This window comes from Paraneptunicella aestuarii (genome assembly GCF_019900845.1).
GTDB classification, from domain to species: Bacteria; Pseudomonadota; Gammaproteobacteria; order Enterobacterales; family Alteromonadaceae; genus Paraneptunicella; species Paraneptunicella aestuarii.
In genome coordinates, this window is sequence record NZ_CP074570.1 from 1594030 (window position 1) to 1620975 (window position 26946).

Annotated in this window: 20 protein-coding genes; 6 read left to right on the plus strand and 14 right to left on the minus strand. The window is 43.8% G+C overall.

The features are described from left to right. The first annotated feature begins 59 nt into the window (after nt 1-59). Nucleotides 60-902, plus strand: coding sequence for an alpha/beta hydrolase (locus KIH87_RS06625; RefSeq protein WP_232360745.1), 843 nt, complete (start codon nt 60-62; stop codon nt 900-902). 52 nt (nt 903-954) lie between these two features. Here KIH87_RS06625 and KIH87_RS06630 read toward each other — a convergent pair whose 3' ends face one another. From KIH87_RS06630 to KIH87_RS06645, 4 genes are all read right to left on the minus strand, one after another. Beyond that, nucleotides 955-1629 (minus strand): 3'-5' exonuclease, encoded by a 675-nt coding sequence (locus tag KIH87_RS06630; RefSeq protein WP_232360746.1) that lies wholly within the window; start codon nt 1627-1629, stop codon nt 955-957. After that, entirely contained in the window at nt 1626-3467 is a 1842-nt protein-coding gene (locus KIH87_RS06635; RefSeq protein WP_232360747.1) for a putative nucleotidyltransferase substrate binding domain-containing protein, read from the minus strand. The genes KIH87_RS06630 and KIH87_RS06635 overlap by 4 nt, the downstream gene beginning before the upstream one ends. A 101-nt stretch (nt 3468-3568) precedes the next feature. Next, entirely contained in the window at nt 3569-5275 is a 1707-nt protein-coding gene (locus tag KIH87_RS06640) for a sodium:solute symporter family protein (RefSeq protein ID WP_232360748.1), read from the minus strand. Nucleotides 5276-5281: 6 nt separating this feature from the next. Beyond that, nucleotides 5282-5548: a DUF4212 domain-containing protein gene (locus KIH87_RS06645; RefSeq protein ID WP_232360749.1), complete on the minus strand. Its 267-nt coding sequence runs from the start codon at nt 5546-5548 to the stop codon at nt 5282-5284. Nucleotides 5549-5751: 203 nt separating this feature from the next. On the opposite strand from KIH87_RS06645, the gene KIH87_RS06650 reads away from it, so the two are divergent. Next, nucleotides 5752-9210 (plus strand): PAS domain-containing hybrid sensor histidine kinase/response regulator, encoded by a 3459-nt coding sequence (locus KIH87_RS06650; protein WP_232360750.1) that lies wholly within the window; start codon nt 5752-5754, stop codon nt 9208-9210. A gap of 73 nt (nt 9211-9283) precedes the next feature. On the opposite strand, the gene KIH87_RS06655 is transcribed toward KIH87_RS06650, so the two are convergent. After that, nucleotides 9284-9826, minus strand: a complete 543-nt coding sequence (locus KIH87_RS06655; protein ID WP_232360751.1) for a hypothetical protein — start codon at nt 9824-9826, stop codon at nt 9284-9286. A gap of 533 nt (nt 9827-10359) precedes the next feature. On the opposite strand from KIH87_RS06655, the gene KIH87_RS06660 reads away from it, so the two are divergent. After that, on the plus strand, nt 10360-10689 hold the full coding sequence (locus tag KIH87_RS06660; RefSeq protein ID WP_232360752.1) for a hypothetical protein: 330 nt from the start codon (nt 10360-10362) through the stop codon (nt 10687-10689). An 84-nt stretch (nt 10690-10773) separates the two neighbouring features. Here KIH87_RS06660 and KIH87_RS06665 read toward each other — a convergent pair whose 3' ends face one another. Further along, nucleotides 10774-13041, minus strand: a complete 2268-nt coding sequence (locus KIH87_RS06665; protein WP_232360753.1) for a TonB-dependent receptor — start codon at nt 13039-13041, stop codon at nt 10774-10776. Between the two features lie 447 nt (nt 13042-13488). Here KIH87_RS06665 and KIH87_RS06670 point away from each other — a divergent pair, with 447 nt between their 5' ends. Then, a complete protein-coding gene (locus KIH87_RS06670) occupies nt 13489-13713 on the plus strand; it encodes a hypothetical protein (protein WP_232360754.1) in 225 nt (74 codons plus the stop codon). A 136-nt stretch (nt 13714-13849) separates the two neighbouring features. Next, nucleotides 13850-14692 (plus strand): LysR family transcriptional regulator, encoded by an 843-nt coding sequence (locus tag KIH87_RS06675; RefSeq protein WP_232360755.1) that lies wholly within the window; start codon nt 13850-13852, stop codon nt 14690-14692. 69 nt (nt 14693-14761) lie between these two features. Here KIH87_RS06675 and KIH87_RS06680 read toward each other — a convergent pair whose 3' ends face one another. The 7 genes from KIH87_RS06680 to KIH87_RS06710 all read right to left on the minus strand — a co-directional run bounded on the left by KIH87_RS06680 (nt 14762) and on the right by KIH87_RS06710 (nt 23701). Further along, entirely contained in the window at nt 14762-16777 is a 2016-nt protein-coding gene (locus KIH87_RS06680) for a flavohemoglobin expression-modulating QEGLA motif protein (RefSeq protein WP_232360756.1), read from the minus strand. After that, nucleotides 16761-17780, minus strand: coding sequence for a glutathione synthase (gene gshB / locus KIH87_RS06685; protein WP_232360757.1), 1020 nt, complete (start codon nt 17778-17780; stop codon nt 16761-16763). Before gshB ends, KIH87_RS06680 begins: the two co-directional genes overlap by 17 nt. A 146-nt stretch (nt 17781-17926) precedes the next feature. Then, entirely contained in the window at nt 17927-18751 is an 825-nt protein-coding gene (locus KIH87_RS06690; RefSeq protein WP_232360758.1) for an SDR family oxidoreductase, read from the minus strand. Beyond that, nucleotides 18735-19991, minus strand: a complete 1257-nt coding sequence (locus KIH87_RS06695) for an MFS transporter (RefSeq protein WP_232360759.1) — start codon at nt 19989-19991, stop codon at nt 18735-18737. Before KIH87_RS06695 ends, KIH87_RS06690 begins: the two co-directional genes overlap by 17 nt. A gap of 1 nt (nt 19992) precedes the next feature. After that, nucleotides 19993-21837 (minus strand): Vgb family protein, encoded by a 1845-nt coding sequence (locus KIH87_RS06700; RefSeq protein WP_232360760.1) that lies wholly within the window; start codon nt 21835-21837, stop codon nt 19993-19995. Continuing rightward, entirely contained in the window at nt 21834-22784 is a 951-nt protein-coding gene (locus KIH87_RS06705; protein WP_232360761.1) for an NAD-dependent epimerase/dehydratase family protein, read from the minus strand. The genes KIH87_RS06700 and KIH87_RS06705 overlap by 4 nt, the downstream gene beginning before the upstream one ends. Then, the gene (locus KIH87_RS06710) at nt 22781-23701 is read right to left on the minus strand and encodes a bile acid:sodium symporter family protein (protein WP_232360762.1); all 921 of its coding nucleotides are present in this window, start codon (nt 23699-23701) and stop codon (nt 22781-22783) included. Before KIH87_RS06710 ends, KIH87_RS06705 begins: the two co-directional genes overlap by 4 nt. Nucleotides 23702-23930: 229 nt before the next feature. Between KIH87_RS06710 and KIH87_RS06715 the strand changes: the two genes are divergently transcribed. After that, nucleotides 23931-25718 (plus strand): anti-phage dCTP deaminase, encoded by a 1788-nt coding sequence (locus KIH87_RS06715; RefSeq protein WP_232360763.1) that lies wholly within the window; start codon nt 23931-23933, stop codon nt 25716-25718. A gap of 170 nt (nt 25719-25888) precedes the next feature. Here KIH87_RS06715 and KIH87_RS06720 read toward each other — a convergent pair whose 3' ends face one another. Further along, nucleotides 25889-26884: an AraC family transcriptional regulator gene (locus KIH87_RS06720; protein WP_232360764.1), complete on the minus strand. Its 996-nt coding sequence runs from the start codon at nt 26882-26884 to the stop codon at nt 25889-25891. Nucleotides 26885-26946 lie beyond the last annotated feature (62 nt).

Here is a 26946-nt window from a genome sequence, read left to right on the forward strand (position 1 = left end):
CAAGGCTTGGTATTTTCACGAGTATTAAATTTACTCACCTGAATTAATCTGGAACAGGTATGAAGCAGTTATTTCTTTTGATAGCGATTGTGGTCTTCTCGTTCACTGCTTTGGCTCAAAACACTCCTGGCAAATTTAACTTAAACAAAGCGCCTTTCTCCATTGGCGAATCGATTAAATTTGATTCTCAAATATTACAGGAAAATCGGATTGTAAATGTCTATCTTCCTGCAAGCTATAGCGAAAATACTGATCGTAACTACCCGGTTATCTACCTTCTTGATGGCTCAAGAGATGAGGACTTTATTCATATCTCAGGGTTGGTTCAATTTGGCTCTTTTTCCTGGATTAACCTGATGCCGGAATCCATCGTGGTTGGTATTGGTAATGTAGATAGAAAGCGGGACTTCACATTTCCTAGCCGTAACAAGCAGGATAAAGAGGAGTTTCCTACATCCGGAGGTTCTGCCAGATTTATCGAATTCATAGAAAAAGAGTTGCAGCCCTTAGTGCAAACACAGTACCGAGTGAGCGAAAGTACGACTATTGTTGGGCAATCTCTGGGAGGTTTGTTAGTAACGGAAATTTTGTATCGCAAACCTCAGTTGTTTGATAACTACGTGATTGTGAGTCCAAGCTTATGGTGGGATGACGAGTCTTTGCTTTTGGAAAAACTTCCTGAGCATTTGCAGGCTTCATCATTCAAGGGAAAAGTATTTATTGCTGTAGGAAAAGAAGGCCAAATTATGGAACGAATAGCGCGCCATTTGCATGTTAAATTATTGAAGTCGCTTCCTCAGAATGAGCAGTTGGCGTTTCGTTTATATGAACAGCAAAATCATGGTGATGTATTGCATCTGGCCGCTTATGACGCATTTAGCTTTTTATTTCAGGTTAAATAACCTTCACAGATCATCTCTACATAACCCCATATATGGGGTTATGTAGCCAGTTTCAACTTAAATGCAGAGCCTTGGTTCTGATGAGCTGTTGCAGTTCTTCATTGCCTTTTGGCGAGAATTGGTGCAGTTGAACCAGAGCAAGTTCGATAGTCGCCATAGCATCATCCAGAGCATTGTGCGCTGGAGCTTCCTCCAGTCCATAACGATGGCGGCAGGATTTCAGCGTGAGCGCTCCGTTGACGATTGGATGTTGTTTCTTTTCCAGTAAATAGCGTTCCATCTGCAAGGTATCGAAATAAACAAAATCCGGAAACTCTATGTTTAATTGAGTACAGGCGCGTTTTATCGCTGAAGAATCGATGAGGGCATTGTGAAATACCCAAATATGCGAGTTTGCCATTACAAACAACTTTTCCAGAACTTCCTTCAAGTCTGCGCCTGCAATAATATCTTCATTGATGAGCCCATGAATTGTCGGGCTTTGGTGTAGATTGGCATCGGTACTTATGATGCTATGAAAGGCACTGGATAATTGAATCGCCTGGTGTTCACAGGCTACCCAACCCACAGAAACAATCTCGGCATCCTGCTCAAGGCTGGTGAGTTCCAGATCCAATGCAAGTAAGGGCAGCTCTTTAATGGCAATGTTGCGCCATTGTTCCGGTAATTCTGTATGAGTGAACAAGGAACGTTTAATGCGTTTAATCACGGAGGCTATACGGTTCAACTTGCAATCCCACCACTAAATTTCATTATTAAGCCTTGTTGTGCTTGCCTTATTTGCTGAAACGCTGATTTGAGTTGATATCTTTCGATAGATGATAGTTCGCTCATTGAGACAAGATTGTCTGTCGTGTTGTATGTAAGTTGATGACGCCATCTCAGTCGGTTCAGGAAGAACCAGATTTCTTTCAGATTACTACGATCTTTATTGTTCAATCCGCAACTATTGGTTAGAGCATTTAACCTGTCTACTGTGCTGGGTGCGGTAATACCTTCGGCTAATGCATAAATTCGGACGATGTCATTCACAATTGCTACAGCTTTTTCCTTGATGTTGATGCAGTCTTTGGATGGTGCTTTCTTTTCATAGGAAAATTGTCTGAATAAGGACAGCGGCACATCGACGCTATTGGCATGTCGTGCCAATGAGGCGATAAACATCGACTTTTGTAAGAGCCTGGTTCTGCTGCGAATAAACTCTTCGAATAGTTGTTCGTTACCCGATACGCAGCGAACATCCAGAAAAATATTAAAATGCATGATGGCGTCGCTGGTGGGGTTTTCTGACCAAACCCGAGCTCGCTCAATGGCTTTGGAAATGGACTTTCGTAAATCGGGATTGGAAGCCATGATGTTGCCGCCGCAGAATTTGATACCGCATTTCGCTAAGCCACTACATACGTAATCTGAAAAATCGGCGAAATATTGGCTTTCCTCGTCACTGGGATCTCTTTCCATTAAAAGGGCATTGTCTTGATCCGAACCGAGGTTCTGATCGCCCCTTGCTTGAGAACCATACACCATCCAGCAGTAATCCATAGGGGGCATTCCGTGCTGACTGGTGAAAAAGTCTATCAGCTTACGGGTCATGATATCTGTGGCTTGTGAAAGCACTTTTCCTGCGATATCAAAATCGCTAAAACGGCTGGCATAGGTCTTAAAATAATGGGGAATTTGCCATGAAGCATTGACCAGCTCATACAGGTTGTTGGCTTTTGAAATATCATCAATCACTAACAAAATATTGCTACGTTGGGCACGTAATATGTCTGAGGATGTCACCATGCCCAATACCGTGCGTTTACCTTTCTCGCTATTAGATTTAACAATAGGTAAATGGTGAATATTGTGTTGAGTCATCATGCTCAAAGCATCCAACATGGTTTTATCTCCGGTTGTTAAATGCGGATCCATGGTCATGATTTCAGAAACCGGGTAGCTGGGTGGCAACCCTTGAGCCACAACTCGGCTTCTAATGTCTTTGTCTGTGATGATACCTGCCAGACCGTTTTCGTCTGTGATCAATAAGGAAGAGATTTTCTGTTCAGTCATCAAGCGAGCGCAATCTTCAATGCTTGTGTGAGCCGTAGTTGTAACAGGTGCTCGCTGTAGTTGTGTATCAATACGTTGATGCAACCAGATATTGGATGATTCATCCAATGGGTCGGAGTGAGTTTTTTTGTCGTATCGCTCAAAGAAACGAGGGATAGACGGGTTGGTTTTTTGCAACCGTTTTATGGTGGTTACCGGCAGAAAATAGATTAAACCTGCTTCTTCAACATCCATCCTGAAATCGGGTATGTCATCCTCATAAAGAAGATGTAATCCAAAATAGTCACCTGCGCCGATAGGGCGGCTATGTCCTTTTTCGTGAACGATAAAGTGACCACTTTGGATTAAATACACATAGTCAGTGGAAGGGGGCATCACTTCCTGATGATTCTGAGCAGTGACATAAACCAGGTTGGCCTGCGCTGCTAATTCATTTAAATCATCATTCGCCAAGGCATCAAAAGGTGCGTGGCGTTTAAAGAAATCCAGAACTTGATTTGGAATATCCATCTCTGTTTACCTTTATGATTCAAGCCATAAAAAAAGCAATGGTTCCAGGGAGTGAAACCATTGCTTGTTATTATGATTCAATAATTTGTCTGGGCACAATCTTAGTGATCGTGCGCTTCTCCAGCACCTTTAGGATAACGGATGCTTTCAACCAAATCTTGAATGTCTTGAGGAGCTTCGCCTACAACTCGGTACACAATGAATGCGACACCGAAGTTGATCAACATACCGATCGTACCGATACCTTCAGGTGAGATACCTAATAGCCAGTTTTCAGGTTTGTTTGCACCAGGGTTAACAAACTTGAAGTAGATGATGTAAGCAGCGGTGAAACCGATACCTGCTAACATACCTGCAACGGCTGCCTTGCTGCTCATACGCTTGTGGAAGATACCCATGATAATGGCAGGGAAGAAAGACGAGGCTGCCAAACCAAAGGCGAATGCGACCACCTGAGCAACGAATCCTGGCGGGTTAATACCCAGATAACCTGCGATAACAATACCCGTTGCAGCCGCGATACGCGCATACATCAGTTCTTGCTTATCGGAGATATTCGGCATGATATTTCGTTTCAACAAGTCATGCGAGACCGACGTTGAGATAACCAGTAGTAGGCCGGCGGAAGTTGACAATGCTGCTGCAACACCACCTGCGGCTACCAATGCGATGACCCAGATTGGCAAGTCAGCAATTTCAGGGTTGGCCAGTACCATGATGTCACGGTCAACCTTCATTTCATTGCGTTCGTCACCAGAGTAGAACATCTTACCGTCGCCATTCTTATCTTCCCACTTGATCAAACCGGTTTTCTCCCAGTTCTTGATCCAGCTAGGCGCTTCTGCGTAATCAGTACCCGTTTGCTCAACACCATTGATAGTATTGATCATGTTTACACGAGCAAATGAAGCAAGCGCTGGCGCTGTAGTGTAAAGAATTGCGATGAACAACAATGCCCAACCCGCACTCTTACGAGCATCACGTACTTTAGGTACTGTGAAGAAGCGAACGATAACGTGAGGTAAACCTGCAGTACCCACCATCAAAGCGGCAGTAATACAGAATACGTCAATCATGCTCTTCTTGCCGCTCGTATATTCGGTAAACCCGAGCTCCGTCGAGAGTCCATCCAGCCTCTCAAGCAAATGCACGCCTGAACCATCAGCTAACGTGGCACCAAAGCCCAATTGTGGGAATACGTGACCCGTCATGATGATTGAAATGAATACTGCTGGAACAAGGTAGGCGAAAATCAATACGCAGTATTGAGCAACCTGAGTATAGGTAATCCCTTTCATACCACCCAATACCGAGTAGAAGAAAACGATTGCCATACCGATAACTACGCCCGTTGTAATATCAACTTCCAGGAAGCGGCTAAATACAACACCTACACCACGCATCTGACCAGCAACATAGGTAAAACATACGAAGATTGCACAGATAACCGCTACGGTACGAGCTGTTTGAGAGTAATATCTGTCACCGATGAAGTCTGGCACTGTGAACTTACCAAATTTTCTCAGGTAAGGAGCCAAACATAATGCCAGAAGTACATAACCACCTGTCCAGCCCATCAAATACACAGAACCGTCATAACCCATGAAAGAGATAAGGCCGGCCATTGAAATGAATGATGCTGCTGACATCCAGTCTGCTGCGGTTGCCATCCCGTTCATGACAGGGTGTACACCGCCGCCTGCAACGTAGAATTCTTTTGTAGAGCCCGCACGAGACCATACTGCAATACCGATGTAGAGAAGGAACGTTATCCCCACTACAAGAAAAGTCATACTTTGAATGCCCATTACGTTCTACTCCTCGTCTACACCAAATTCTTTGTCGAGGTCATTCATCTTCTTCACGTAGTAAAAGATTAGCGCCACGAAAATATAGATTGAGCCTTGTTGAGCAAACCAGAATCCAAGTTTAAAACCAAAAAAATGGATACTGTTTAGGGCTTCGACAAATAATATGCCGGCGCCATAAGATACTACAAACCATATGGCGAGTAGCTTGCCGAGTAGGCCAATGTTTCTGCGCCAATAGGCGACTTTTTGTTCTTCTGACTGGAAAGCCATTCTCATTCCTCCTACAGATTTGAGTACCTTGGCAAATTTTGCATTGTTGTTAATAAAATGTAGCTAAGGTACGCCTGAGTGCAATTTAATATTAACTTGCCCACAGTAAAATCGGACTTTGGTCTCACATGGCAACTTGATGATTTTACTTGTGTTAGAGTTAGCATAGACGAATACTTTCAAAGTTAAAGGTGACGCCCGCAATGACCCTTGGATGGTTTTTATTAGCCTTTGCTTACCTGGTGATCCTGTTTTGGCTTGGACGGTGGGGAGACAAACATAGTGTTAACGCCAAACGGCTCACATCGCATCCTGCCGTGTACAGTTTGGCTTTGGCTATTTATTGTACAGCATGGACTTTCTATGGCGCTGTGGGTGAAGCTGCACGAAATCAGTGGAGTTACTTGCCAATATTATTAGGACCAATATTGCTCTATACCTTTGGTCGCCCATTCTTATACAAACTGATATTGGTCAGTAAAAAACAAAACATCACCACGATTGCTGATTTTATCTCGTCTCGATATGGCAAACGTCAAACGGTTGCCTTACTGGTGACCTTGATCGCGCTGTTGGCGACTATTCCCTATATCGCCTTGCAGCTTAAAGCGATAGGACTGGCATTTGTTATCATTGCCGGCGAGAAATATGCTCAGTACGTTATTCTTCTGGCGACCTTTTTCATTGCTTTATTCAGTATTTACTTTGGTACTCAGCGCACAGACGTTACGGAATATCGACATGGTTTAATGCTGGCAATCGCATTTGAATCGCTGGTGAAACTCATTGCACTGATGATGGTTGTGGTGGCTGGCTGGTGGTTCGTGGAAGGCGATTTACAAGCCAGTATGAATACCTTGGAAGGGGGAATTTTAGATGAGAGCTTTTTCAGTGACGAAGGTGTGTCATCGGTTTTATCGTTGAGTTTTTGGGCTCAGACCATTGTCGCGGCGGCGGCGGTGATTTGCTTACCTCGTCAGTTTCATGTTGCTATCGTTGATAATCTGAACTTAAAGCACCTGAAAACCTCTCAGTGGCTGTTCCCTTTGTATCTCGGCACGATGGCGGTTCTCATTCCAATCATTGCCTCAATGGGATTGAATACCTTTGGTGTTGACGGAGTACCTTCCGACAGCATCCCCCCCGACACTTATGTTATTCATTTAGCTCTGCAAAGCGGCTGGCCAATGATCACCGGCTTTGTCTTTTTGGGCGGGTTGTCTGCTGCTACTGCAATGATCATTGTTGCTACACTGACATTAAGCACAATGGTGACGAATGATGTTATTTTGCCCAGAATATTAACGGCTTCGCCTCATGAATCACGCCCGGGAATTTATACTCAGAAAATTCTCTGGATCCGGCGTTTAGTCATTGCCGCGTTGTTGATTTTGGCATTTTTATATCATCAACAACTTTCCATTAGCACGCCGCTGACCAATATCGGTTTGCTGGCATTTTCATTGGTTATACATCTACTCCCTTCGATTGTTGGTGGTTTGTACTGGAAACGAGCCCATGCTCAAGGAGTTTATGCCGGGTGGATAGCCGGGTTTACTGTGTGGATGCTGTGGTTGTTTATGCCACTGCTGAGCGGTGACAATCATGAACATCATCTACAAAGTGAAATGATGAGTCTGGCGGCGATTTCCAGTTTGTTTGCCAACATCGCGGCTTTCATCTTGTTCTCCTGGCTTGCACACCCGCGCTTAGCCGACAAAATCCAGGCTCATGCTTTTGTTGAAACCCACGAACATAAAGTCAATTCAATGGTGGCGGCAGACCATGTCTCCAATGATGACTTAATCACAGTGTTGAATACCTTTCTGGGCATGGATCGTAGTCGCCAGCTATTGCAAGACTTTGAAAAGAAACATGATTTGGTAATTTCCGGAGTCGATGCTCCCGATATTGCATTTATTCAATTCTGTGAAAGAGCCTTGGGCGGTGTGATAGGGGCTTCCAGTGCCAACGTATTAATCAATTCCGTAGTGAGCGGTGAGCAGCTTAATTTCGAGCAGGTCATCCAGGTTTTTGATGAAACCGCGCAAGCCATCAAGATTAACCAGTCTGCGTTATTTGCTTCTTTAGAAAGCCTGGAGCAGGGCATTAGCGTTATCGACAAGGAATTAACATTAGTAGCCTGGAACCAAAAATATCTGGATATGTTTGAATATCCAGAAGGCTTGGTGAGCTTCGGCACGCCTGTGGAACAGTTGGTTCGTTACAACGCGGTACGCGGTGAATGTGGTGTTGGTGAAGTGGAAGCGTTGGTACAAAAGCGTATTGAGCATTTACGCAGCGGCAGACCCCATAAGTTTATTCGCGAGCGCAGCGATGGGCGAGTGATTGAAATGGTAGGAAACCCGCTACCAAGAGGTGGGTTTGTTACCAGTTTTAACGACATCACTGAGCACATCGAGCTGCAAAAGGCGTTGGAAGAAAGCAACATTGACTTGAAGAAACGTATTCAACATCGCTCCGAAGAAGTGCAGGAAATCAACGTTGAATTGCGCAAGGAAATCGAACGCCGTAGTGCAGTTGAAAAGCAATTAATGTCTGCTCGTAGCGCGGCAGAAGAAGCGAATGCCAGTAAAACGCGTTTTCTTGCTTTGGCAAGTCATGACGTTTTACAGCCACTGAATGCTGCAAAGCTGTATTTGTCTGCCTTGAAAGAGTACGAGTTGAGTCCTGATGTCGCGACTATCTTTGAAAAGATCGACAACAGCGTTAGCGCCAGTGAGGCCATGATATCGACATTACTGGATATTTCTCGTCTGGAACAGGGGGATATGAAGCCCTCTTTTAGTGCCGTGAATTTGAAGAAAATGCTGTCTTCTCTCATCGACGAGTTTAGCTTGGCTGCACAAAGGAAAGGGCTCGCACTTTCATTCAATGTTCCTGAATTATGGGTCAATACCGACGCCACTTATTTGCATCGGATTGTCAGAAATCTGCTCTCTAATGCATTGAAGTATACCAATATCGGAAAAGTTGAAGTGACGGCGATGACTGCTGAAGCAGGAAGCAAAGTGTTATTGCAAGTTCGTGATACTGGGGTCGGTATTCCGGAGGAAGAGCATGACAAGGTATTCACCGACTTCTATCGTGTTCAAAATAGCCAGGCTGAGGGGGTTGGCTTGGGCTTGAGTGTGGTATCTCGTTTGGCAGAGAAAATTCATGCTGAGATCTCTGTGACCTCCAAGCCTTTCCAGGGAAGCTGTTTTTCTGTTTTGATTGATGCGGCGGAACCACAATCAGAGCAGCATCATGGGCCTAATTTATCTAAAGCGGGTTTTAAACAATTACGTGTATTGTGTGTTGATGATGATCAGGAAAATCTGGAAGCCATGAAGACACTGTTGTCGAAATGGCAATTGGAAGTGGACTGCGCAACCAACTGTAAGAAGGCTATGGAATTGGCTAAGGAAAACGAACCACAAATGTTGTTGTTTGATTATCAGTTAGGTGGTGATGCGACAGGGCTGGACATGATCCAGCACTTCAGACGCACATTCAATAAGCCACTCCCTGCTGTATTAATCACAGCCAACCGTAGTGACGTAGTGGTACAGGCCGCTGCTGAGAATAAAGTGTATTACCTGACCAAGCCGGTTAAGCCCGCCAAGCTTAGGGCATTATTGCAGAGTATTAAAAAATAACTCTGTCATAGAAGAGGTTATTGAAATTAATCAGGGAGCAATAATGGATATTGCTTCCTGATCGTATTTTGGATTAATTTGACTGCAATCTGATATTTTTAATTTCATCAATAATCTTATCTGCTAATGCATTTAAAAATGTCAGTTCATCGGATTTTTCACGCAATGAGCCAGAGACAATTTTCAAGTTGAATGTAAAGCCAGCTTTGTAAATTAAGCGATTTCTTGAGATGGTGGAAATTACCTTGTTGCCTTCTCTAATTTCTATTGTATAGCCAAAGAATGGCGTACTCAGTGAATCGGATGGAAATGGAGACGCATCTCCAACAAAACGTCTTTGGTAATCCAGGAAGATAAACAAATTGTTTGCCGATTCATCATTTGTTAGCAAATTAGCTCGTTGCAATCTGTCTTCAATTTGAGGAATGATGATTTTTTTCATTTCTTCCTCGGTGTGATACTCAATTTCAGGTGTAACAAGTTGAGATAGCTTGAAATGAATATTGTCGATTTTAAATTGATTTGTGGTTTTAAATATTGGTGCTGAGGGGGTACTGCCGCAACCTGTAATGATTAATGTGCTGATAGCAAATAAAATTCCTAAAGCCCTTTTCATAAAACTACTCCGGATTAATAAAATTTATGAACGCGCCATTCTAGCTGAGATCATGCATTTAAAAAGAATTTTTAATCGCGATCAGATAAAAACTATGCTTCAGAAATAACGATAAAATTATTGCTAATATCTTCCATGTTTTCGTATTTAACCTCAGCTGCGCATAAGAAAGCGAATAATAACAATAAGAAACTCAATATATTTCAAACTGTTATTGGTCATATGAGCCCCCATATGCCACTAGAATATTTTGAGGAACGTTACTTTTTAGTGAATTCGAGGCGAGTTTACGCGCCAATAGCGAGACTATTGCAAGTAAACTTAACGAAGAAGTCGCCGAAAATAACCGACTCAAAACGCTTTCTTATGCGCAGCTGAAGTTATTTAATGTAACTGTTTGATGTTAAGCAGAGTTTTTTGCAATTTTATTTGAAAATTACTCAAATTTTACGATTCTGGTCTATCTTTTAAAGTAGTCCTGAGTATCGGGGTATCGTTTTTAGTTTGGTGTAATATCCCCAATGGAGTAAAAAATGACTGAGAAGCCTTTTCTGGTTAGTGGCAAGAACACAATTATTCACAAGATGCGCAAGCTGGATTTGTTAATTATGAACGGTGAAGATAATCCGTTGGTAATTGTGACTCATCGGGGCATTAAAGAATATACAGGCGAAGTTCCGGAAACTAAACGCGATGCCAAAATGCTGGATATGGAATTAATTGATGTGACCAGTAACGAGATTTTTAGTGATGAAAAAACCTTGTTGTTTGTTCAAACCTTGAATAGTAAAGAATACAAGATTGATTACAGCAAAGTGGGCACGCCGCACTTTATTACCATTCATCAGGACAGTGTACTTTAGTTTGCACAAAATACTTTTCCGATAAACAAAAAGCTCACCGGGGTGAGCTTTTTTGTATCAGCTATAACAGCCAGTCAAAGCTTATCAAAGTTCAATTTCTTTAAAGAAACGTAAGCCGAATTCGCTTCTGTCATTGCTACGAACAATGCCGACAAAGCCAGTTTGTTGCAGACGGCCCTGGTCGTATATTTCGTTGAAGATGTTTTCACCATAAAGGGTTAATGACCAATCACCCTCTTCCGACTCATATTTGGCGTTGAAGCCAACCAGAGTACGCGCATCAATGAGTTCGTTAGGGTTGTAGATAGATTGCCCTTGCATTTCATCACGGTAAGACACATCAGCGCTGAATGTCATGGAACCACCCGTGCTCATATCCATGTAGTAGGAAGGTGCAATCATTACTGTCCATTCAGGAGTTTGTGCAGGGGAGTCACCCTCGCCAATACCGATTACGCCCGGATCAACCTGAGTGATTTCTGCGTCGATAAAGCCGATAGCTGAGCGGATTGAGAAGTTGTCTGTCACTTGCCAACTGGCTTCCACTTCAACACCTAAGGCCTCAGATTCACCCGCGTTTTCTACGATAGTAACGAACCCACCGCCAGATGTTGGATCAGAGAAAGGCAGAGCCAAATCTGTGTATTCTGTGTAGAACATGGCAAGTAACATTGATAGGTCATTAGTGACTTTGCCTTTTAAGCCCACTTCGTAGTTAATCGCAGTGGTTTCATTAAAAGATACAAACTGTGCTGAGCCGCCAAACGGACGAGGAGGGAAGCCGCCAGTTTGATAGCCTTTTTGAACCTGGGCATATACATTCATGCCATTTTCAAACTGATATGCCGCATTTAAGTCCCAAGTGACTTCGCTGAAATCAGCTTCGACATATTTTCTGCCTGTCACAGGATCGATAAAGTCAAAGGTAGGGAACCAGGCGTTGGCGTCTTTTTTGTCTTTGGAATAGCGAACACCACCGCCAATGCTCATGCGATCAGTCAAATCATAAGACATGTTCAAATAAGCTGCGTAGGCATCGGTTTCCTGATTCAAATCGAAATAGCCGTAGCCGCCGAATGAGGGGGTAACACCGTCGCTCATTAAACCATCTGGCGTATTAAAAGGACTGAATACCCAAGGGCCAGAACGTGTGTAGCCATCTTCGTTGAAATAGTAAAGGCCAGAGACAAAATCCATGTTGTCGTAAGTGCCGTTAATCTGTAGTTCTAATGAATACTGATCTGCGCCGCCTTCTTCCGGGAATTCTGACAAATGTAATGGTGATGCATCGTCATCCAAACCGCCTTCGTAATTCGAAGTACGATAGCTACCGATAAACTTGGCAGTAATAGCACTGTTGACAAGCCATTCAGCCGTAATTGAGGTGCCCCAACCATCATGGCTGTTAGATTCAATTCCTGGCAGTGTTGTGCCCAGATCATCAGGATCTGCCGGGATCATATCCGGTGTTAATAATGGGAAATCGCCGTTGAAGATGTCGTTAGGATCTAACGCATTAGTGAATTCAATTGTGTAAGGAGATTGACCTGATTCGTTGTCTACGGCATCGAAAGAAAATATCAATGAAAAGTCAGGTCTGACATGCCAATTAGCCGCCAGGCGACCACTGAATTCTCTTTCTTCACCGATTTCTTTTTCAGGATTTTCCAGATTAACCGCATGACCAACGCCATCACGAGTTTTAAACGAACCGCTGGCGGAGAAACTAAGATTGTCGGTCAGCTCAGCATTAATGTAAATGTCTGCCGCAACACGACTGCGAGAGCCGGCTTTTAGTGCAACACTGGCAATATGCTCATCGCCAGGCTTTTTGGTGATAACGTTAACCGCACCGCCTAAAGTGTTACGTCCATACAAGGTACCTTGTGGGCCACGTAATACCTCTACGCGTTCAATATTTGGCAATGAAAGGTTCGCACCCATTTGGCGACCCAGATAAACCCCATCCAGATACACGCCAACACCTGGGTCGGTGGTGATGATATGATCCTGTAAACCTATGCCGCGAATGAAAATAGCTGCGTGGGCTGCGTTACCGACACCGTAGCGGCTAATGTTCAGGTTTGGAACATATTTGCCTACATCGTCCAGATTGCCAATATTGGCATCATCTATCATGCCTGAGCCGATAGATGTAATGGCTGTTGGTGTCTCAAACAGGCTTTCGGTACGTTTCCGAGCCGTTACCATGATTTTTTCCAGATCTTCAGCTTCGGCTTTAACTTGAGGTGTTTCTTGAGCTTGAAGTGAGGTAGAAAAGAAAAGTTGAGTTGCTGCGGCTAACAAGCCTAATTTAAACGTTTTAGTTTTGAATGTGTTGGTTAAATGCATTCAGGTACTCCGCATGAAATTTAACAAATTTTAATTTTTATAATGTTATTTTTTCTTATTGAGAGCGAAATTCTTACCAGTTGGTGAGGCTTTTTGGATAGGAATTGGGTGTTAACACTCTAATACACAAATAAGAAATGTAATCTTCCTGTGCGGGGTTAAAGTTTATACCGAAATAGAAACATGACATAACAGAAATGAAAAAAAATTTGTGTGTAAATGATGATACTGCAAACATAACTTGACCATTTGGTTATATCTGTATCACTTTCACAGAAGCCTATGAATTTCCAAGACTTACTAAATCAATTCTTTTTCTCTTCAAGATAAAGTTATTTCATTTTTCTTTTTAGCTGACCGGGCTAATACTTCAAGCGAGGATATTGCTTCCAATATTCCAGAGCGTGCTTTAGTTACCTAACTATTTTTTGAAAGTGAAAGAAAGATATGAAATACATTGCTATTGTCTGTGCAGCGTTGTGGTCATTACCAACATTGGCTGGAGACATGTCTGATGCGCCAGCAGAACTGGTTGCTGAACTGAAACAATATTGTACCGAAGTGGCTCAGGAAGAAGGCATTGAAGAACAAGCCAAAGCAGCCTATGTTCTTGAGTGCGTCAACGGCGAATTGGCATTGGAAGGTTATAAGAAGTTAAGCAAGCTGTCTTAATACTTCCTGACAAGTTAGAGCGACTTGCTCTAAAGATTTCCTGGGGTTAATTGCTTGTTCGTTAAGCCATTGACCCTTGGAAACTTGTAAATCATTCGCTTTACTGTAACTTAAAGAATATTCATATCAGATTTCAATGAGAACAATGGATATTCGCTTCCTCGCAACGTTTGTTGAAGTTGCCAAGACACGCCATTTTGGTAAAGCCGCAGAAAACCTGTATCTAACTCAATCCGCTATTAGCGCACGTATTAAGTTACTGGAAGAATATTTCGGTACATCGTTGTTTTATCGCTACCGCCACGGTATTCGACTGACTTCTGCTGGCGAAAAGCTGCTACCTCATGCTGAAATTATCAATAAGACACTAAATGACGCTAAAAAAGCGCTCGCCGAGATCGACTTACACTTTTTAGTGGTAGCAGGCACTCCCAATGCGTGGGAATTTTCCATGCAACAGTGGCTGTCTGCAATGAAGCAACATTTCCCAGAAGTGTCATTGCGAGCCGAGGTAATGAATAACGATCATCTATCGCGCCAATTACATGAACGTACTATTGATCTGGCTTTTACTTTAGAGCCATTAAAGTCAGAAGAATTTGGTACCTCTTTACTGCAAGAATCTAAATTAGCCTTATATTCCACCAAGGAAGAGCTCTCCGAAGAAGAGTTTGTTTCGTACATCATGATTGATTGGGGAGCCAAGGCTGCAGAATATATGGAAAAGCAGTTTCCTGAAACTCGCCGCTCTCATTTCAGAACCAGTTCTGTGCAAATCGGTTTGGATTATATGTTGACGAATGGGGGCTGTATTGTTTTGCCTGAAATATTAGCTGCCGACTATGTAGAGCAGAAGAAAATGCATTTGGTCAAGCCGTTACCCGAATTATCTATCAGGCTGTATTTGAACTACATGCGTGATGTAAAGCAATTGGGTTTATCTGACTATATTACTTTCTTGAAAAATACTGTCGAATAGTCTTGTTCTGAGTCTTAGAGGCAAATCAAATACAAGAAGACAGATAAAAGATAGAAAAGCAGCCTGAGATCAGGCTGCTGATGGTTTTATCGGTGACGTTTGGATCGTATTGATCAAATAGCTCAAAATCTCTGAGTTAGGTTCCGGTTTTTGTAAAAACGTTGGAATATAGTCAGGTTTGGGCAGCCAGTTTCTAGCGATTAACTCATTCAACAGCGGCAAGTATTTAAAGCTGGTTTTACCAATAAACAGCGCGGAGATATCCTGCTGATGGTACAAGCGAACTGCTTCTGCTAACCCTTTCAAATACAAATAGTCTTTTGTGAATCCACCACTACGGTGAACTCGCACCGCCAGCTTAAAGGCGTCTTCCTGAGTCATGCCGAATTCTTCCACCAGATAAACACAGGTGTGCTTAAAGTCGTGATGTTTCAGCATTTCTTTTACCGCAATAACGCGTAACGACAGGGTTTTTAAACGCTCCAGGCGCAAATTACCGCTCAGGTATTCGTTAAGAATCGCCAAGCCTTCCTGAGTCTCGGTATTGCCGGGTAAACCCAATGAGAAGATTCTAAGTGGCTGTTGAGCGGCATTTAACGTTGTCGCCATATGCACGCCTAATTCGTGATGGATCAGGGCATTGGCTTCATACTCAGACATATTCACTTGCTTGTTAACGTATACCGTTCTTTTTCCGTTAGACACCATGGCTTGAGCAACCAGCTTATTGGATGACTCAACGCGGCATTGCATATCCCACTGCTCAGCGGCCTGTTTGAACATGCTCAGTAATTGTTCTGTTCCGATGTTTTTCGGTTCCGGTGTCTCGAATTCACAAGCGTGTAACAGGAACAAGGCATTCCGCTCATCGTCCAGTGACGGTTCACCGTAATATTTCAGTGAATCGTATACAAACTGCGGTTGTCCTGCATTGACCAGCATATCAATCTTGCTGGACAAAGCGTCAATGACATCACGATACATCTGCTGAATAGCGGCATCACGGACTTCATCTACCGGCAAACGATACAGCTGTTCCCTGAATTGATAGGGATCGATTTTTAGCGGGCGATAGATAAAATTCGGTTCGTAATTGCCTTTTTGTGCGAAAAAGCGTTTTCTTTCCTGCTGAATATTCAGCGGGTTGATGTAATTTAACGTCTCAAGATCAGACGCTAAACGATGCAGTTGACGATCCAGTTTCAAAAGTGACGGCTCGATAACATCCGACAACATATCCGACTTTTGAGCACGTAATTTCTTGGTATGGCGACGACTGAAAAAGGCAGCGGTGTCGGTCAGACACTCTTTAAAGCCAACATTTAATTCATTCAGGATCTTGGGGTAAGGCTCACCAGAACGTTCATCCATGTACACTTTTTTCAATTCCGTTGGAATGACCAACGTGTTTTGGAAACGTCCGTTTATATGGGAAATCAGATAACCCCGGCCATAAAAAATTTCATTACAACCAGCGTGTACTTTGTTGTTGGACAACTCAATACGGTTTAATCCACGACGGAAGTGATGAATGACATTGCCCCAACGATCCATATCGATCTGATCAATACCTAAATTGAAAGTCGGCGTGGTTTGGGCATGACGCTGGTAGTTATAGGAATGCACATCAAAAACCAGGCAAGAACCAAACATGGTTTCAAGAACACTGATTAAGGTGTCGACAATACGATAAAAGCATTGGTGACGATCAATGCTGACTTTGCGATCCTTGGTGGGCAAAGCCGATTTCCATACCTGCTTACCCCATGCTTTTTTATAGATACAGGTAGCCAGTGGACGGTTTAAGTCGTACTGGTAGCGTGAATCATTGGCAACAATGGTAATCGGCATGGATTGTATGAATTGATCCGTGAACGGATCTTCTTCATACAGGCGTTCGGCCTCATTCAACAGGCAATGCTCAGCGATTTTGTCGGTCATACGATGTCCCGCATGAATCGCTGTACAGATTACTGGTGCATAGGCTTCAATCTTTAAAGTAAGTGAGCCGTCTTCCAGCTCACATTCAAAGGTTTCTTTCGCCTTTATTTTTTGCCTAAGCGCTTGCTCAGATAATTTCAGCATCTTCTATTGCCTTACGGAAAGCATGTTTACGCTCGATCACGCGCTCGCGTGCAGAGACTACATTTTCAATGAAATCAACCACCTGGGTTTGTAGCTTGACGCGGTTCAAACGGTTAATACGAGTAATGCCACCCGGGCTCAACACGTTAACTTCAATCAGCTTGCCGTTAATGACATCCAACCCGACAAAATACAAACCGTCGCGTACCAATTGAGGACCAATGGCACGGCACAGTTCTTTTTCTTCTTTGGTCAACACGTGTTTGACTTCTTTACCACCTGCGTGAATATTCGAACGAATATCATCGGCAGAAGGCACGCGACGCATAGCACCAATGGGTTCGCCATTGAGCATCAGAATACGAACGTCACCGTTTTCAGCACCTTCAACATATTCTTGCAAGATGACGTAGTTGCCGTTCTTCTCGCCACCGATATAGAAATCGAGCAAGGAACGGAAGTTTTGCTTGGCACGTTTTTCTACAACGATAACACCCTGACCACCGAACCCGTTTAAGGGTTTCATGATCATCTTTTCTCCGGGTGAATCTTTAAGTACCTGCTCCAGATAATCACGGTTCTTTGATACGTGTGTGGCAGGGACAAAACGGCTGGCATCACCACTAAATGACGCTGGGTACAGTTTGTTATTGGCTACACGCAGGCCATCAATATCGTTAAAGATAAAGGTGTCGTTGCGTACTGAGTCTAAAAAGTTCAACGCGATAGTGTCCAGCGGCGGGTTAGCGCGCATAACAATGGCGTCGAAACCTGCTAACGGTAATTTACTGCGTCGGAATTCTGCTCTTCTGTAGAAGTTAACAATGTTGCTTGGGATTTTCTGAGATTTCTTCAACACATTACAAAATGCATGTGCAACACTGTCTCGAATAGTCAAACTATGCGGGGTTGTGATCGCAACCGTTAAGCCTCGGCTAGCCGCTTCATGTATTATTCTTAACGTTGTATCTGTTTCAGGAGAAATGTTCTCCCATGGGTACATCAAAAAACAAATTTTCACTATAGGTAATCACACTATTTATAAGGGCTGGAAACGCCCTGGGACTTCGTTAGTTGGCGCGATTATGTGGATTCGCAATTTACCTGTACAACAATGAATATTTATCGTGACGACAAAAAGTGTTGATATTACTGAAATTCTTTTTTGGCATTTTTGCTCATTATTTGTACATAGCGCGCTGGTAATAAGGTGTGCAGCCAATAGGCAATTTTTGAAACTCGTCCCAAACGCAAATTTGATTGCTTTTTAATCAATGCGGAAATAATTTGTTGAGCGGCATATTCAGGTGAAAGTTGCTCTCCATTGGTACTTTTTTTCATTGCCCCCGGTGATGAAACCCCATTATTTACCTGTGCCATTAATTCAGGCCGTGACTTCACAAACGATGGCGAGACGATGGTGACATGGATACCGTCATCAATGACTTCCGAAGCTAGCGATTGAAAGAAACCTTCCATTGCGTGCTTGCTGGCACTATAAGCCGAACGACCGTATAAGGGAGCGAAGCCTGCGACACTGGATATAGCCACAATTTGTCCTTTACGGGCTTTCAGCGACGGCAAGCATAAACGAGTAATGTCTACGCTCGCGGTGAAGTTCACCGCCATAATGGTGTTAAACAGGCTTTCAGTAGTATCTTCAAATTTACTCATATGAGTGATACCGGCATTGTTGATCAGGATATCAACGCCACCAAAGTGGGAGGTGACTTGCTCTACCGCTTTTTGCAATGCTTCCTGATTGGTCAGGTCAACGGAAACTGGTAGCAGGTTGTCGCTTGCGAGCAACCCCTCTACATATAGATCCAGCGCCGCTATTTTGGCTCCCAGCTCTAATAGCTGTTTACCTAATGCTTTACCTAATCCGCCCGCACCGCCGGTAATAACCACGACTTTGTTCTTGAATGAGGAGCTATGTGACGAGATAGTAGAAGAACTATTTTGATTGACCATGTTCAAAGTTTTCCAAGCGGCGAATGTTACTCATGGCGACTAAACAGGTGAGGGCGCTAAGTACAATAATCCCGGCGATAATTTGCAATGCAATAAAAGGGGTAAAAGCCTGTGCCAGTATTCCAGCACCAATACCACTGGCGGCAGGAATACATTGGCTGATAATGCTATAAAAGCTCATGATGCGACCGCGATGTTCATCAACCGAATAAGCTTGTAAACCGGCTACGATAAAACTGATAGCAATGCCGCCGCTAATAGAAGCCAATATTAAAACCAGCACAGACAGGCTTAAATTGTCTTCCTGACTCAAATAACCCAAGCCTGCGCCTGCCACAGTAATGGCAAGCAGCATATTTAATCCAATGCGCCCTTTGTTTTTCAGCCACATGGCAGACAAGCCACCAACAATCAGGGAAAAAGCGATCAGGCTGAGATAATTGCCTTGCGCGGTTTCGTTTAATCCCAGCATCTGCTTGGCAATGGTGGGCAAAATCACTTGCATGGGCCCCATCAATAAATAGGTAATAGTGGCAAGCAATAGAAAGGGTTTGATGAAATCCGAGCGATGTACAAAAGTCAGGCTGCTTTTTATTTCCTGAACGGCTTTTTCCGCTGGTTTGCCGTCGAAGTTAAATCTAAGCGGTAACAACAATGAGCTGGAAACGACAAACAATACAGCCGCAACAACAAACACGGTCTGCCAGTCGAAATGAACTTGTATTTGTTTCAGTATCATGGGGGCGAGGCCGAAGCCTGTCATGACCATCAAATTCAGAGCGATAGTAGCGCCTGTAAGTTTATTGGGTTTGACATAAAAGGGCAGAGTAGCAAAACGCGCAGGAGCCACAAATGACCAACCCACACCCGAGAAAAAGGCGGCAATAAGCAACAGTGGCTGTTTGGTTTCTTCTGTACTGTTGAGCGCGATGGATAGCAGAACCAGGCTCACCAGATAACTGTTCTGTGCCGTTAAGATCACTCGTCGTGGAGAATAGCGGTCACAGTAAACGCCAGCAAACCAGCCCAAAATCAGCGGTGGGCCAAAGCATAAACCATAGCCAATCCCTGCCAGCGCATGTGAGTTAAACCATTCCAGCGCCAGAAAGATGATGCTGTAGTTGATGATGTGGCCACCAATAAACGCCAGCAAGCAAGACGCCAGATAAGCCATCAGAGGCAAATTGGATGGCTCGTCTGAGAATTTGTCAGAAGAGCCTGGTTGCCTTGCTGTGGTCATGTCATTCGTTTCCTGAAGAAGTCGAAGCGTCAGTTGTCTGCTGCTTCTTTTCTTCTAATCTATAATCCGGACGTAAGCGGATCAGCGTGGGTTGTCCATCTTCAATATGCCAGCTTGGGAAGCTGGAATTAGAAGTGAATACATCACCGTTAGGCGCAATTTCCACATCGCGAGTGAAAGTGACGCGCTTGGGCATGGGGTAGTGCGACCATTCATCCAAATCAATGTCGTAACTGTAAAGGGCATCGGATGTGTTGCCATTGATCCAGACAATGTCTCGCTCGCGGTCAACATTCAGAGAATAAGGCGTTTCGCTACCGAGCGGTTGTACCGGCAATGGGAAGTTAGTGAAGGTTTCTTTAATCGGGTCGAATTTCACAATCATGGATTCCGGGAAGGCTGCAATCCACAAGTTGCCTTTAGAGTCGCTACGCAAACGGCGAGGCCCCACAAAAGGCGTGTCATACATTTTGATTTCCAGCGTTTTACCATCAATCTTGCCAATGCTGTCGGCGTGTAGACGAGCAAACCAGACGTCACCATTAGGCGTGATATCAATGCCATAAGGTAGTGGCATACCCGTAGATTGTTTGTCGATAGGGAACCAGTTAGCCAGAGGCAAGCCCCAATCCATCAATTTCAAAATGATACCCATACCGTTAACGGTCAGGCTTTCTCTTGCGCCACGGTTGGGTAAGTCGAACATGGTGAATTTGCTGGTTTTGCGGTCAAACAGTGCGATTTGATTGGAAAGTGCCATCGTAAACCAAACACGGTCTTGTTGATCGATTCGCACCGTATGAGGGTAGTAACCATTTTCCATTTGGTGATTAATAAATTCCTTGCTGACGGGATCGAATTCCACCAAACGTTGTTGATAAGAAGTGGTAATGAAGATGTGACCGTCTTTGGGCGATTCCGCAAAAGAATGAATACCGGAAAAGGCTTCATGCTTGGGGAATGAGCTTAAGCGTTTGCCCATTAAACCGCCGTGCTTGTCGAAGTTCTCGCGCTTCATGCGGTAAACCACATACTCGCCCGTATTGGGATTTACTTCGTACAGGCGGTCTTGCAGGTTGTCGCCTACATAAACCATGCCGTTTGAATGGTAGAGTAAATCGTGCATTTGCGAGAAGGCATCGCCAATCGGCCATTCGGTGATGTCGGTGTCTGGCAAATAGGGCGACCACGGCGTGCCTTCCGGGATCAAGCCTGGGTTTTGATATAGGCGGCTGTATTCTTCAAACAGCAACTTGGGTAAACGTTCCTGCGCATCGTCGTGTAAGCGGGAGCCATAGCCGACCATACGGTAGATGATTTCGTCCCAGCTTTCCTGTTCTCTTGGGCGACGGAAAAAGTGTGAACCTTGCTGATGGCAGAAGCCGCATTGCATGATGTAATGCTTTTTCAATGACGCGTCATTGTCCAGATTCAACTCGGCTAACCAGGTATTAGCCGGGCGAGACTCAGCTCTGCGCAATGGATCATCAATGAGTTTCATGACCGCTGTTTTGGCTTCGTCGGAATTCATACTAAAGGTGGTATCTTCCATGTCGGGTGCGCGCAAGCGAATACGCACCTTTTGCCCAGGGTAAGTGTCGAAATGCACTTTGCCTTCCGGGTTGGTGAATTTGGTGTAAGAAGCATCTGCCTGGTTCAGCACTTTATCGGGCGGATAGCCTGAATCTGAAAGATCCAGCGTGTGGCCTACAACAGGCGTTTGCATCACCATGACATTTGGAAGAGGTGCTCCCTTTACATCCGTAACAGTAATCGTTGTGGCCATTGCATTTTGCTGCAAGCCAAATCCCAATCCTAATACCAGCAGTTGGGTTAATCGCTTCATGCTTGTTCCTCTTGTTGCTGCGCCAGAAATGCATCCAGAGCTTGAGATGAGCTGTAAATGGGTTGATGTGAGAAGGTGTTCTTCAATTTGCTGTTATCTAACACCGGACGATATTTGATGAATTTTGTTTGCTCAGGCCCGTATTGCGTCAACCCTAGTGGCTTGGCGATAGCAAGCACCGCTTTGATCAGCAATTCCGGCAATGGCAAATACAGTTTTTGTAAGCGTTGGGCGATTTGCTTCATGGTCATAATGCCATCGCCCGCAATGTTGAATTGCCCGGTAATATCACTTTGCAGACCTTCAATAATGTAGTCCACCACATCTTCCGACCAGATAAAGTTAAATGGTCCGGGATAACCCATCAGGCCGGTAATCATCTTCTGTTTGAACAGATCCACAACCGGGCCTTCAAAGTTCGGGCCTAATATCGCGCCGGGGCGGAATACGATTTGTTGTAGTTCAGGATAACGCTCACGATAGTCTGCCATGATGCGTTCAATTTCAGCCTTATGGGATGAATAAAAGTAGTCTTCATTACCTCTGGGCGGACGCGCTTCGGTAATAATGTCCTTGTTCTCGGGATGATAACCGTAGGCCGCACCGCTGGTGGTAATAATGAATTTTTTCACACCACTGGTAATGCAGGATTTCAATAAGCGCTTGGTGGCTACTACGTCAATGTCATAAGCCATTTCTCGGGTTAAGCGAGCCGAAATTTGTAGTACAGAAGCTAAATGAACTACGGCATCAGGTTTGATCGTTTCTACCCAATCGGTGAAGCCCGGAGCGCGTAGGTCAAAGCTTTCATAATGAAGATTATTCGAAGCTTTAAACGGATTGTTTTTGATATCCGTTGCATACAAGCTCAATGACGGAACTTGTACTAACTTTTCTACCAATCTGCGCCCCAAACTCCCGGCAGCACCCGTAATAAGAATCTTCACGATCTTGTCTCCTGAACAGTAGGGGACAACTCCACACCCCAACGACTAAGTAGGAAAGAAACCAACAGCCCCGACACAATATGCCAGGTGCCCCAAAATGCGCTAATGAGCGCCATACCTGCTTCGCCATTGAATTGGGTAAAGACAATGGCAATGGCTAAGGACGAATTCTGCATACCCACTTCAATGGTGGTGGCCTTGATATCGCGAGTGCTTAAGCCTGCGTATTTGCCCGCTCCAAACCCAAGCAAAAAGGCAATGGCGTTATGGGCTAAAACCACGGTAAATATCAGGCCAAAATGCGCCATAAAGGCATCCTGATTGCGATAAATAGCAATGGTAATGAAAGCGGCAAGTGCTAACAGGCTGGTGATTTTCAAAACTTTATGTAGCAATTTCGCGAATTCAGGCCAGCGATGTTGAATAAACAAGCCAATCAACAAGGGCACAGCCAATACGATGAGCAGGTTGATAAACAGCGCTTGCCCGCTGACGTCAATCGAGGTGATCAGCGCGGCGGTTTCAGGGTTTACCTGCGACCAAAATACAAAATTAATGGGCAACATAAAGGTAGCCAGCGCACTGGCAGCGGCTGTCATGGAAATGGAAAGTGCGGTATTGCCTTTGGATAAATGGGTGACAAAGTTGGAAATGGCACCGCCGGGGCAAGAGGCCACCAAAATCATACCCAGTTCAATGCCGGCTTGCAGATCGAGCATCAAGGTTAGCCCGGTGGTTACGGCGGGAAGTGCAATAAACTGAGCCGACAAGCCTGCAATGATGGCTTTGGGCATTTTCAGAATGGCTTTAAAATCGCGCCAGTGAATATCCAGCGCAACACCCAGTATCATGCTTGCCAGCACAATATTTAGCACCCATTGGGAATTGGCGTTGTAGTAAACTGCTCCTACTTCCATCCTATCTCTTCAACCCTGCCTTAAAAGACATTGACTCATGTGAATAGAATGTAAATTAACAGGTATGAAAAAAAATGACACTGGATGCCATCTTTTTGGCGTTTTGGGTTAGGAAAGGGGAATTTGCTATTGAACTATTGGATGTTAATCCCAATTTATGGCTGAAATTAATACTATTAGGGTTCGTAGTTTGAGCTTTGAAAACTCTGTAAATTAAAGGAGCCTTTGGGTGAAATTATCGTTCTCTGGGACATTTGTTCAATTAAAAGACAAGCTATCTGAATTGGGAGGTAGTTGGGATGAACCTATGCCTAACAAAAAGGTTTTCCGTTTAGCTGGAGGAATACTAAACTGGTTTGAGTCAACAGGAACAATTCAGTTTCAAGGAAAGGCGCCGGGAAAGGGGCTCCTTGAACAGCGAGTCCCTAGTTTACTTTATCCTGACCAATTCGAAGAGCAAACTATAAAGGAACAAGGTACTAAAGAATTGGAGGCTGAGGTAAGTGGCGTATCCCCTAAGTCTCAAAGTGCAAATAGAACTATTGAACGTGAATATCTTGAATCTAATATTAAAGATAGCGAATTGATAATTGGAATAGTAAGTGCGGTGGGAACAGAGAATAGGTTGGTGACTGAACCACTGCAAGATGGGCTGGAAGGGTTTGGATATTCAGTGGTAGAAATTCGCGTGTCTAGTATTTTGCCTGTATTTGACAAATCAGGTATTTCTAAAGAGTACAAGAGAATTCGCCACTATATGGAACATGGGGACTTGTTGCGAGAGCAATGTGGAAACAATGCGATATTGGCTGCGGGGGTTGCCTCCAAGATACAAGAAGAAAGAAAGGGGCAGAGTTCGAGGAAAACGGCATATATTATCAATTCATTAAAACATCCGAGTGAAGTCGAATTACTACGCAAAATATATGGGGATGGTTTTTATTTGTTTGGTATACACGCAGATATAAATCGTAGACGTAATTATTTAAAACAGAAAAACTGTACTGAAGTAGAAGCTAACGAGCTCATTCAAATTGACGAAGATGAAAAAATTTCTCATGGACAAAAAACAAGAGATACCTACCATTTGTCAGATTTTTTCCTCAACTTAGGCCGTAATCAAGATCAGGTTAAGAATGCAATTAAGCGGTTTTTAGAACTTATTTTTTCACACCCATATAAAAATCCTACATTTGATGAGTTTGCTATGTTTATGGCGTTCAACAGTTCTGTTCGTTCCGGAGATCTTTCTCGTCAAGTAGGAGCTGTTGTTTGTAAAGATGAACAAATAATTGCAACTGGAGCAAACGATGTACCTCAATTCGGTGGCGGTTTATATTGGGCTCGGTCAGATCCTAATACCGGTGAAGTAAAAGATGCGCCAGATGGCAAGGATTATATGAGGGAGGAAGATTCAAATAAGAGGACGCAATCGGAAATTATAGAAGAAATTTCAAAGTTAGTGGTCGATGACAACTTAATAGAACCACAAAAACATGAGCAACTGATTCAAGTTCTTAGGAAAAGTAAGATTGCAGATCTTACCGAGTTTGGGCGTATCGTTCATGCAGAAATGGAGGCTCTATTATCTTGTAGTCGAGCAGGTGTTTCTACGAAAGATACAACTCTTTATTGCACTACATTCCCATGCCACAACTGCGCAAAGCATATTATTGGAAGTGGGGTAAAACGAGTTGTATATGTTGAACCTTATCCGAAAAGTAAAGCATTAGAGTTTCATTCGGAATCTATTCAATTAAAGTCAAATTTGGATGGGGAATCAAGCCATAATCTCGTAGATTTTGAGCCTTTTATTGGGGTTGGTCCTCGCAGATTTTTAGATTTGTTTTCTATGAATCTAGGTTCTGGTTCAAAATTACGAAGAAAAGAGAAGGAAGGAGTGGCTGTTGAATGGATAAAAGAAAATGCTGTATTGAGAACTCCTTTAATTTCCAAATCATATATCGAGATAGAGAGTGCGGCATCTGAAATATGGAATGAAACTAGCTTGTCCTAAAGACGAGTCATTTAATGGGGAGAAGGAATGGTAGGAATACAATAGTCATCAAAGTTGGAATTGATATACTTCAATGACTGTTGCTAATGGATGGAAATATATTGAGATTCATGAGGAATATACATGATAATTTTGCTTGCCGTTTTCCCATTGCATCCAAATATTAGCCCTCACCCCTTCAAACAACTATCCCGAAACTGTTTTGGGGTTTGGTCTGTCCAGCGTTTAAAGGCGCGTTGGAAGGCGCTTTGTTCTGAGAAGCCGAGCATTTGGGCGATGTAGACAATCTTGGTATTGGTGTTGCGTAAGTAGCTGAGTGCCAGGTCTTTGCGGATGGAGTCGATAAGTCCGGTGAAGGTGAGTTGGTGTTCGCTGAGTTTGCGTTGCAGGGTTCTAACGCTGATTTGTAAGTTCTGCGCTGCGTCTTCTATTTCCGGGACGCCAAGGGGAAGTTGGGTGGTGATGAACTTGGTGACGATTTCTACTGGAAGTCGTTCTGCCAAGTTGTTGACCATCTTGCCTGCGTGCTGGCAGAGCAGGTTATGAATTTCGGGTTCGTGCTTGGTAAAGGGGGTGCTGGCGAGGGATTTGTCTACTTTGATACCGTGATAATCCCATTCAAATTGTACATCACAACCGAAATAATCCTTGAATTGCTGTAGGTCGGATTGGCAGCGGTGGCTGAAATATATGGCTTGCGGTCTGATTTTGTTGTTGGTCAGGTGTTTTGCCAGTGCCACCCAGCCTGTAATTATTTCTTCAACGGTGTTGTGGCTGCAATGATAGGCGGGCATCCATTTCAACAGAATATAATCTTCTTGCACTTCTTGTAGCGGCGCGCCCAGGTTGCCTACCAGAGTTTGATATTTGCGTTGATTTTCCAGTGCGGATTTTACGGATTGTGCAGTATAGGCAATGTAGCCTAGTACGCCCCAGCGATCCGGTTCGATGACTTTACCAAAATCAAAACCGATAGTTTTACATTGCAGTTTGTTTTCTGCCAACTGATATAGCGATTCGTAAATGGTGGTGCTAACGAGTTCGCCTGATTGATTCAGTTGTTTTTCCGACAGTCCGGTTTTGGCCAATAGAATGTCACGGTCGATGCCTTTAACAGATAAGTAGTTGATGAGGGATCTAACTGTGTCGAGGGCGATTTTGGGCATGACGGAGTTCTTATAATTTATATCTGCGCGGGTTAAAAATTGCGGATAAATCAACATAAAAT

What these genes read in the sequence shown, in the direction of transcription:
- KIH87_RS06625 (WP_232360745.1), top strand. Translation starts at nt 60, where the DNA reads ATGAAGCAGTTATTTCTTTTGATAGCGATTGTGGTCTTCTCGTTCACT.
- KIH87_RS06635 (WP_232360747.1), bottom strand. Translation starts at nt 3,467, where the DNA reads ATGGATATTCCAAATCAAGTTCTGGATTTCTTTAAACGCCACGCACCT.
- KIH87_RS06640 (WP_232360748.1), bottom strand. Translation starts at nt 5,275, where the DNA reads ATGGGCATTCAAAGTATGACTTTTCTTGTAGTGGGGATAACGTTCCTT.
- KIH87_RS06645 (WP_232360749.1), bottom strand. Translation starts at nt 5,548, where the DNA reads ATGGCTTTCCAGTCAGAAGAACAAAAAGTCGCCTATTGGCGCAGAAAC.
- KIH87_RS06650 (WP_232360750.1), top strand. Translation starts at nt 5,752, where the DNA reads ATGACCCTTGGATGGTTTTTATTAGCCTTTGCTTACCTGGTGATCCTG.
- KIH87_RS06655 (WP_232360751.1), bottom strand. Translation starts at nt 9,826, where the DNA reads ATGAAAAGGGCTTTAGGAATTTTATTTGCTATCAGCACATTAATCATT.
- KIH87_RS06660 (WP_232360752.1), top strand. Translation starts at nt 10,360, where the DNA reads ATGACTGAGAAGCCTTTTCTGGTTAGTGGCAAGAACACAATTATTCAC.
- KIH87_RS06665 (WP_232360753.1), bottom strand. Translation starts at nt 13,041, where the DNA reads ATGCATTTAACCAACACATTCAAAACTAAAACGTTTAAATTAGGCTTG.
- KIH87_RS06670 (WP_232360754.1), top strand. Translation starts at nt 13,489, where the DNA reads ATGAAATACATTGCTATTGTCTGTGCAGCGTTGTGGTCATTACCAACA.
- KIH87_RS06675 (WP_232360755.1), top strand. Translation starts at nt 13,850, where the DNA reads ATGAGAACAATGGATATTCGCTTCCTCGCAACGTTTGTTGAAGTTGCC.
- KIH87_RS06680 (WP_232360756.1), bottom strand. Translation starts at nt 16,777, where the DNA reads ATGCTGAAATTATCTGAGCAAGCGCTTAGGCAAAAAATAAAGGCGAAA.
- gshB (WP_232360757.1), bottom strand. Translation starts at nt 17,780, where the DNA reads ATGTACCCATGGGAGAACATTTCTCCTGAAACAGATACAACGTTAAGA.
- KIH87_RS06690 (WP_232360758.1), bottom strand. Translation starts at nt 18,751, where the DNA reads ATGGTCAATCAAAATAGTTCTTCTACTATCTCGTCACATAGCTCCTCA.
- KIH87_RS06695 (WP_232360759.1), bottom strand. Translation starts at nt 19,991, where the DNA reads ATGACCACAGCAAGGCAACCAGGCTCTTCTGACAAATTCTCAGACGAG.
- KIH87_RS06700 (WP_232360760.1), bottom strand. Translation starts at nt 21,837, where the DNA reads ATGAAGCGATTAACCCAACTGCTGGTATTAGGATTGGGATTTGGCTTG.
- KIH87_RS06710 (WP_232360762.1), bottom strand. Translation starts at nt 23,701, where the DNA reads ATGGAAGTAGGAGCAGTTTACTACAACGCCAATTCCCAATGGGTGCTA.
- KIH87_RS06720 (WP_232360764.1), bottom strand. Translation starts at nt 26,884, where the DNA reads ATGCCCAAAATCGCCCTCGACACAGTTAGATCCCTCATCAACTACTTA.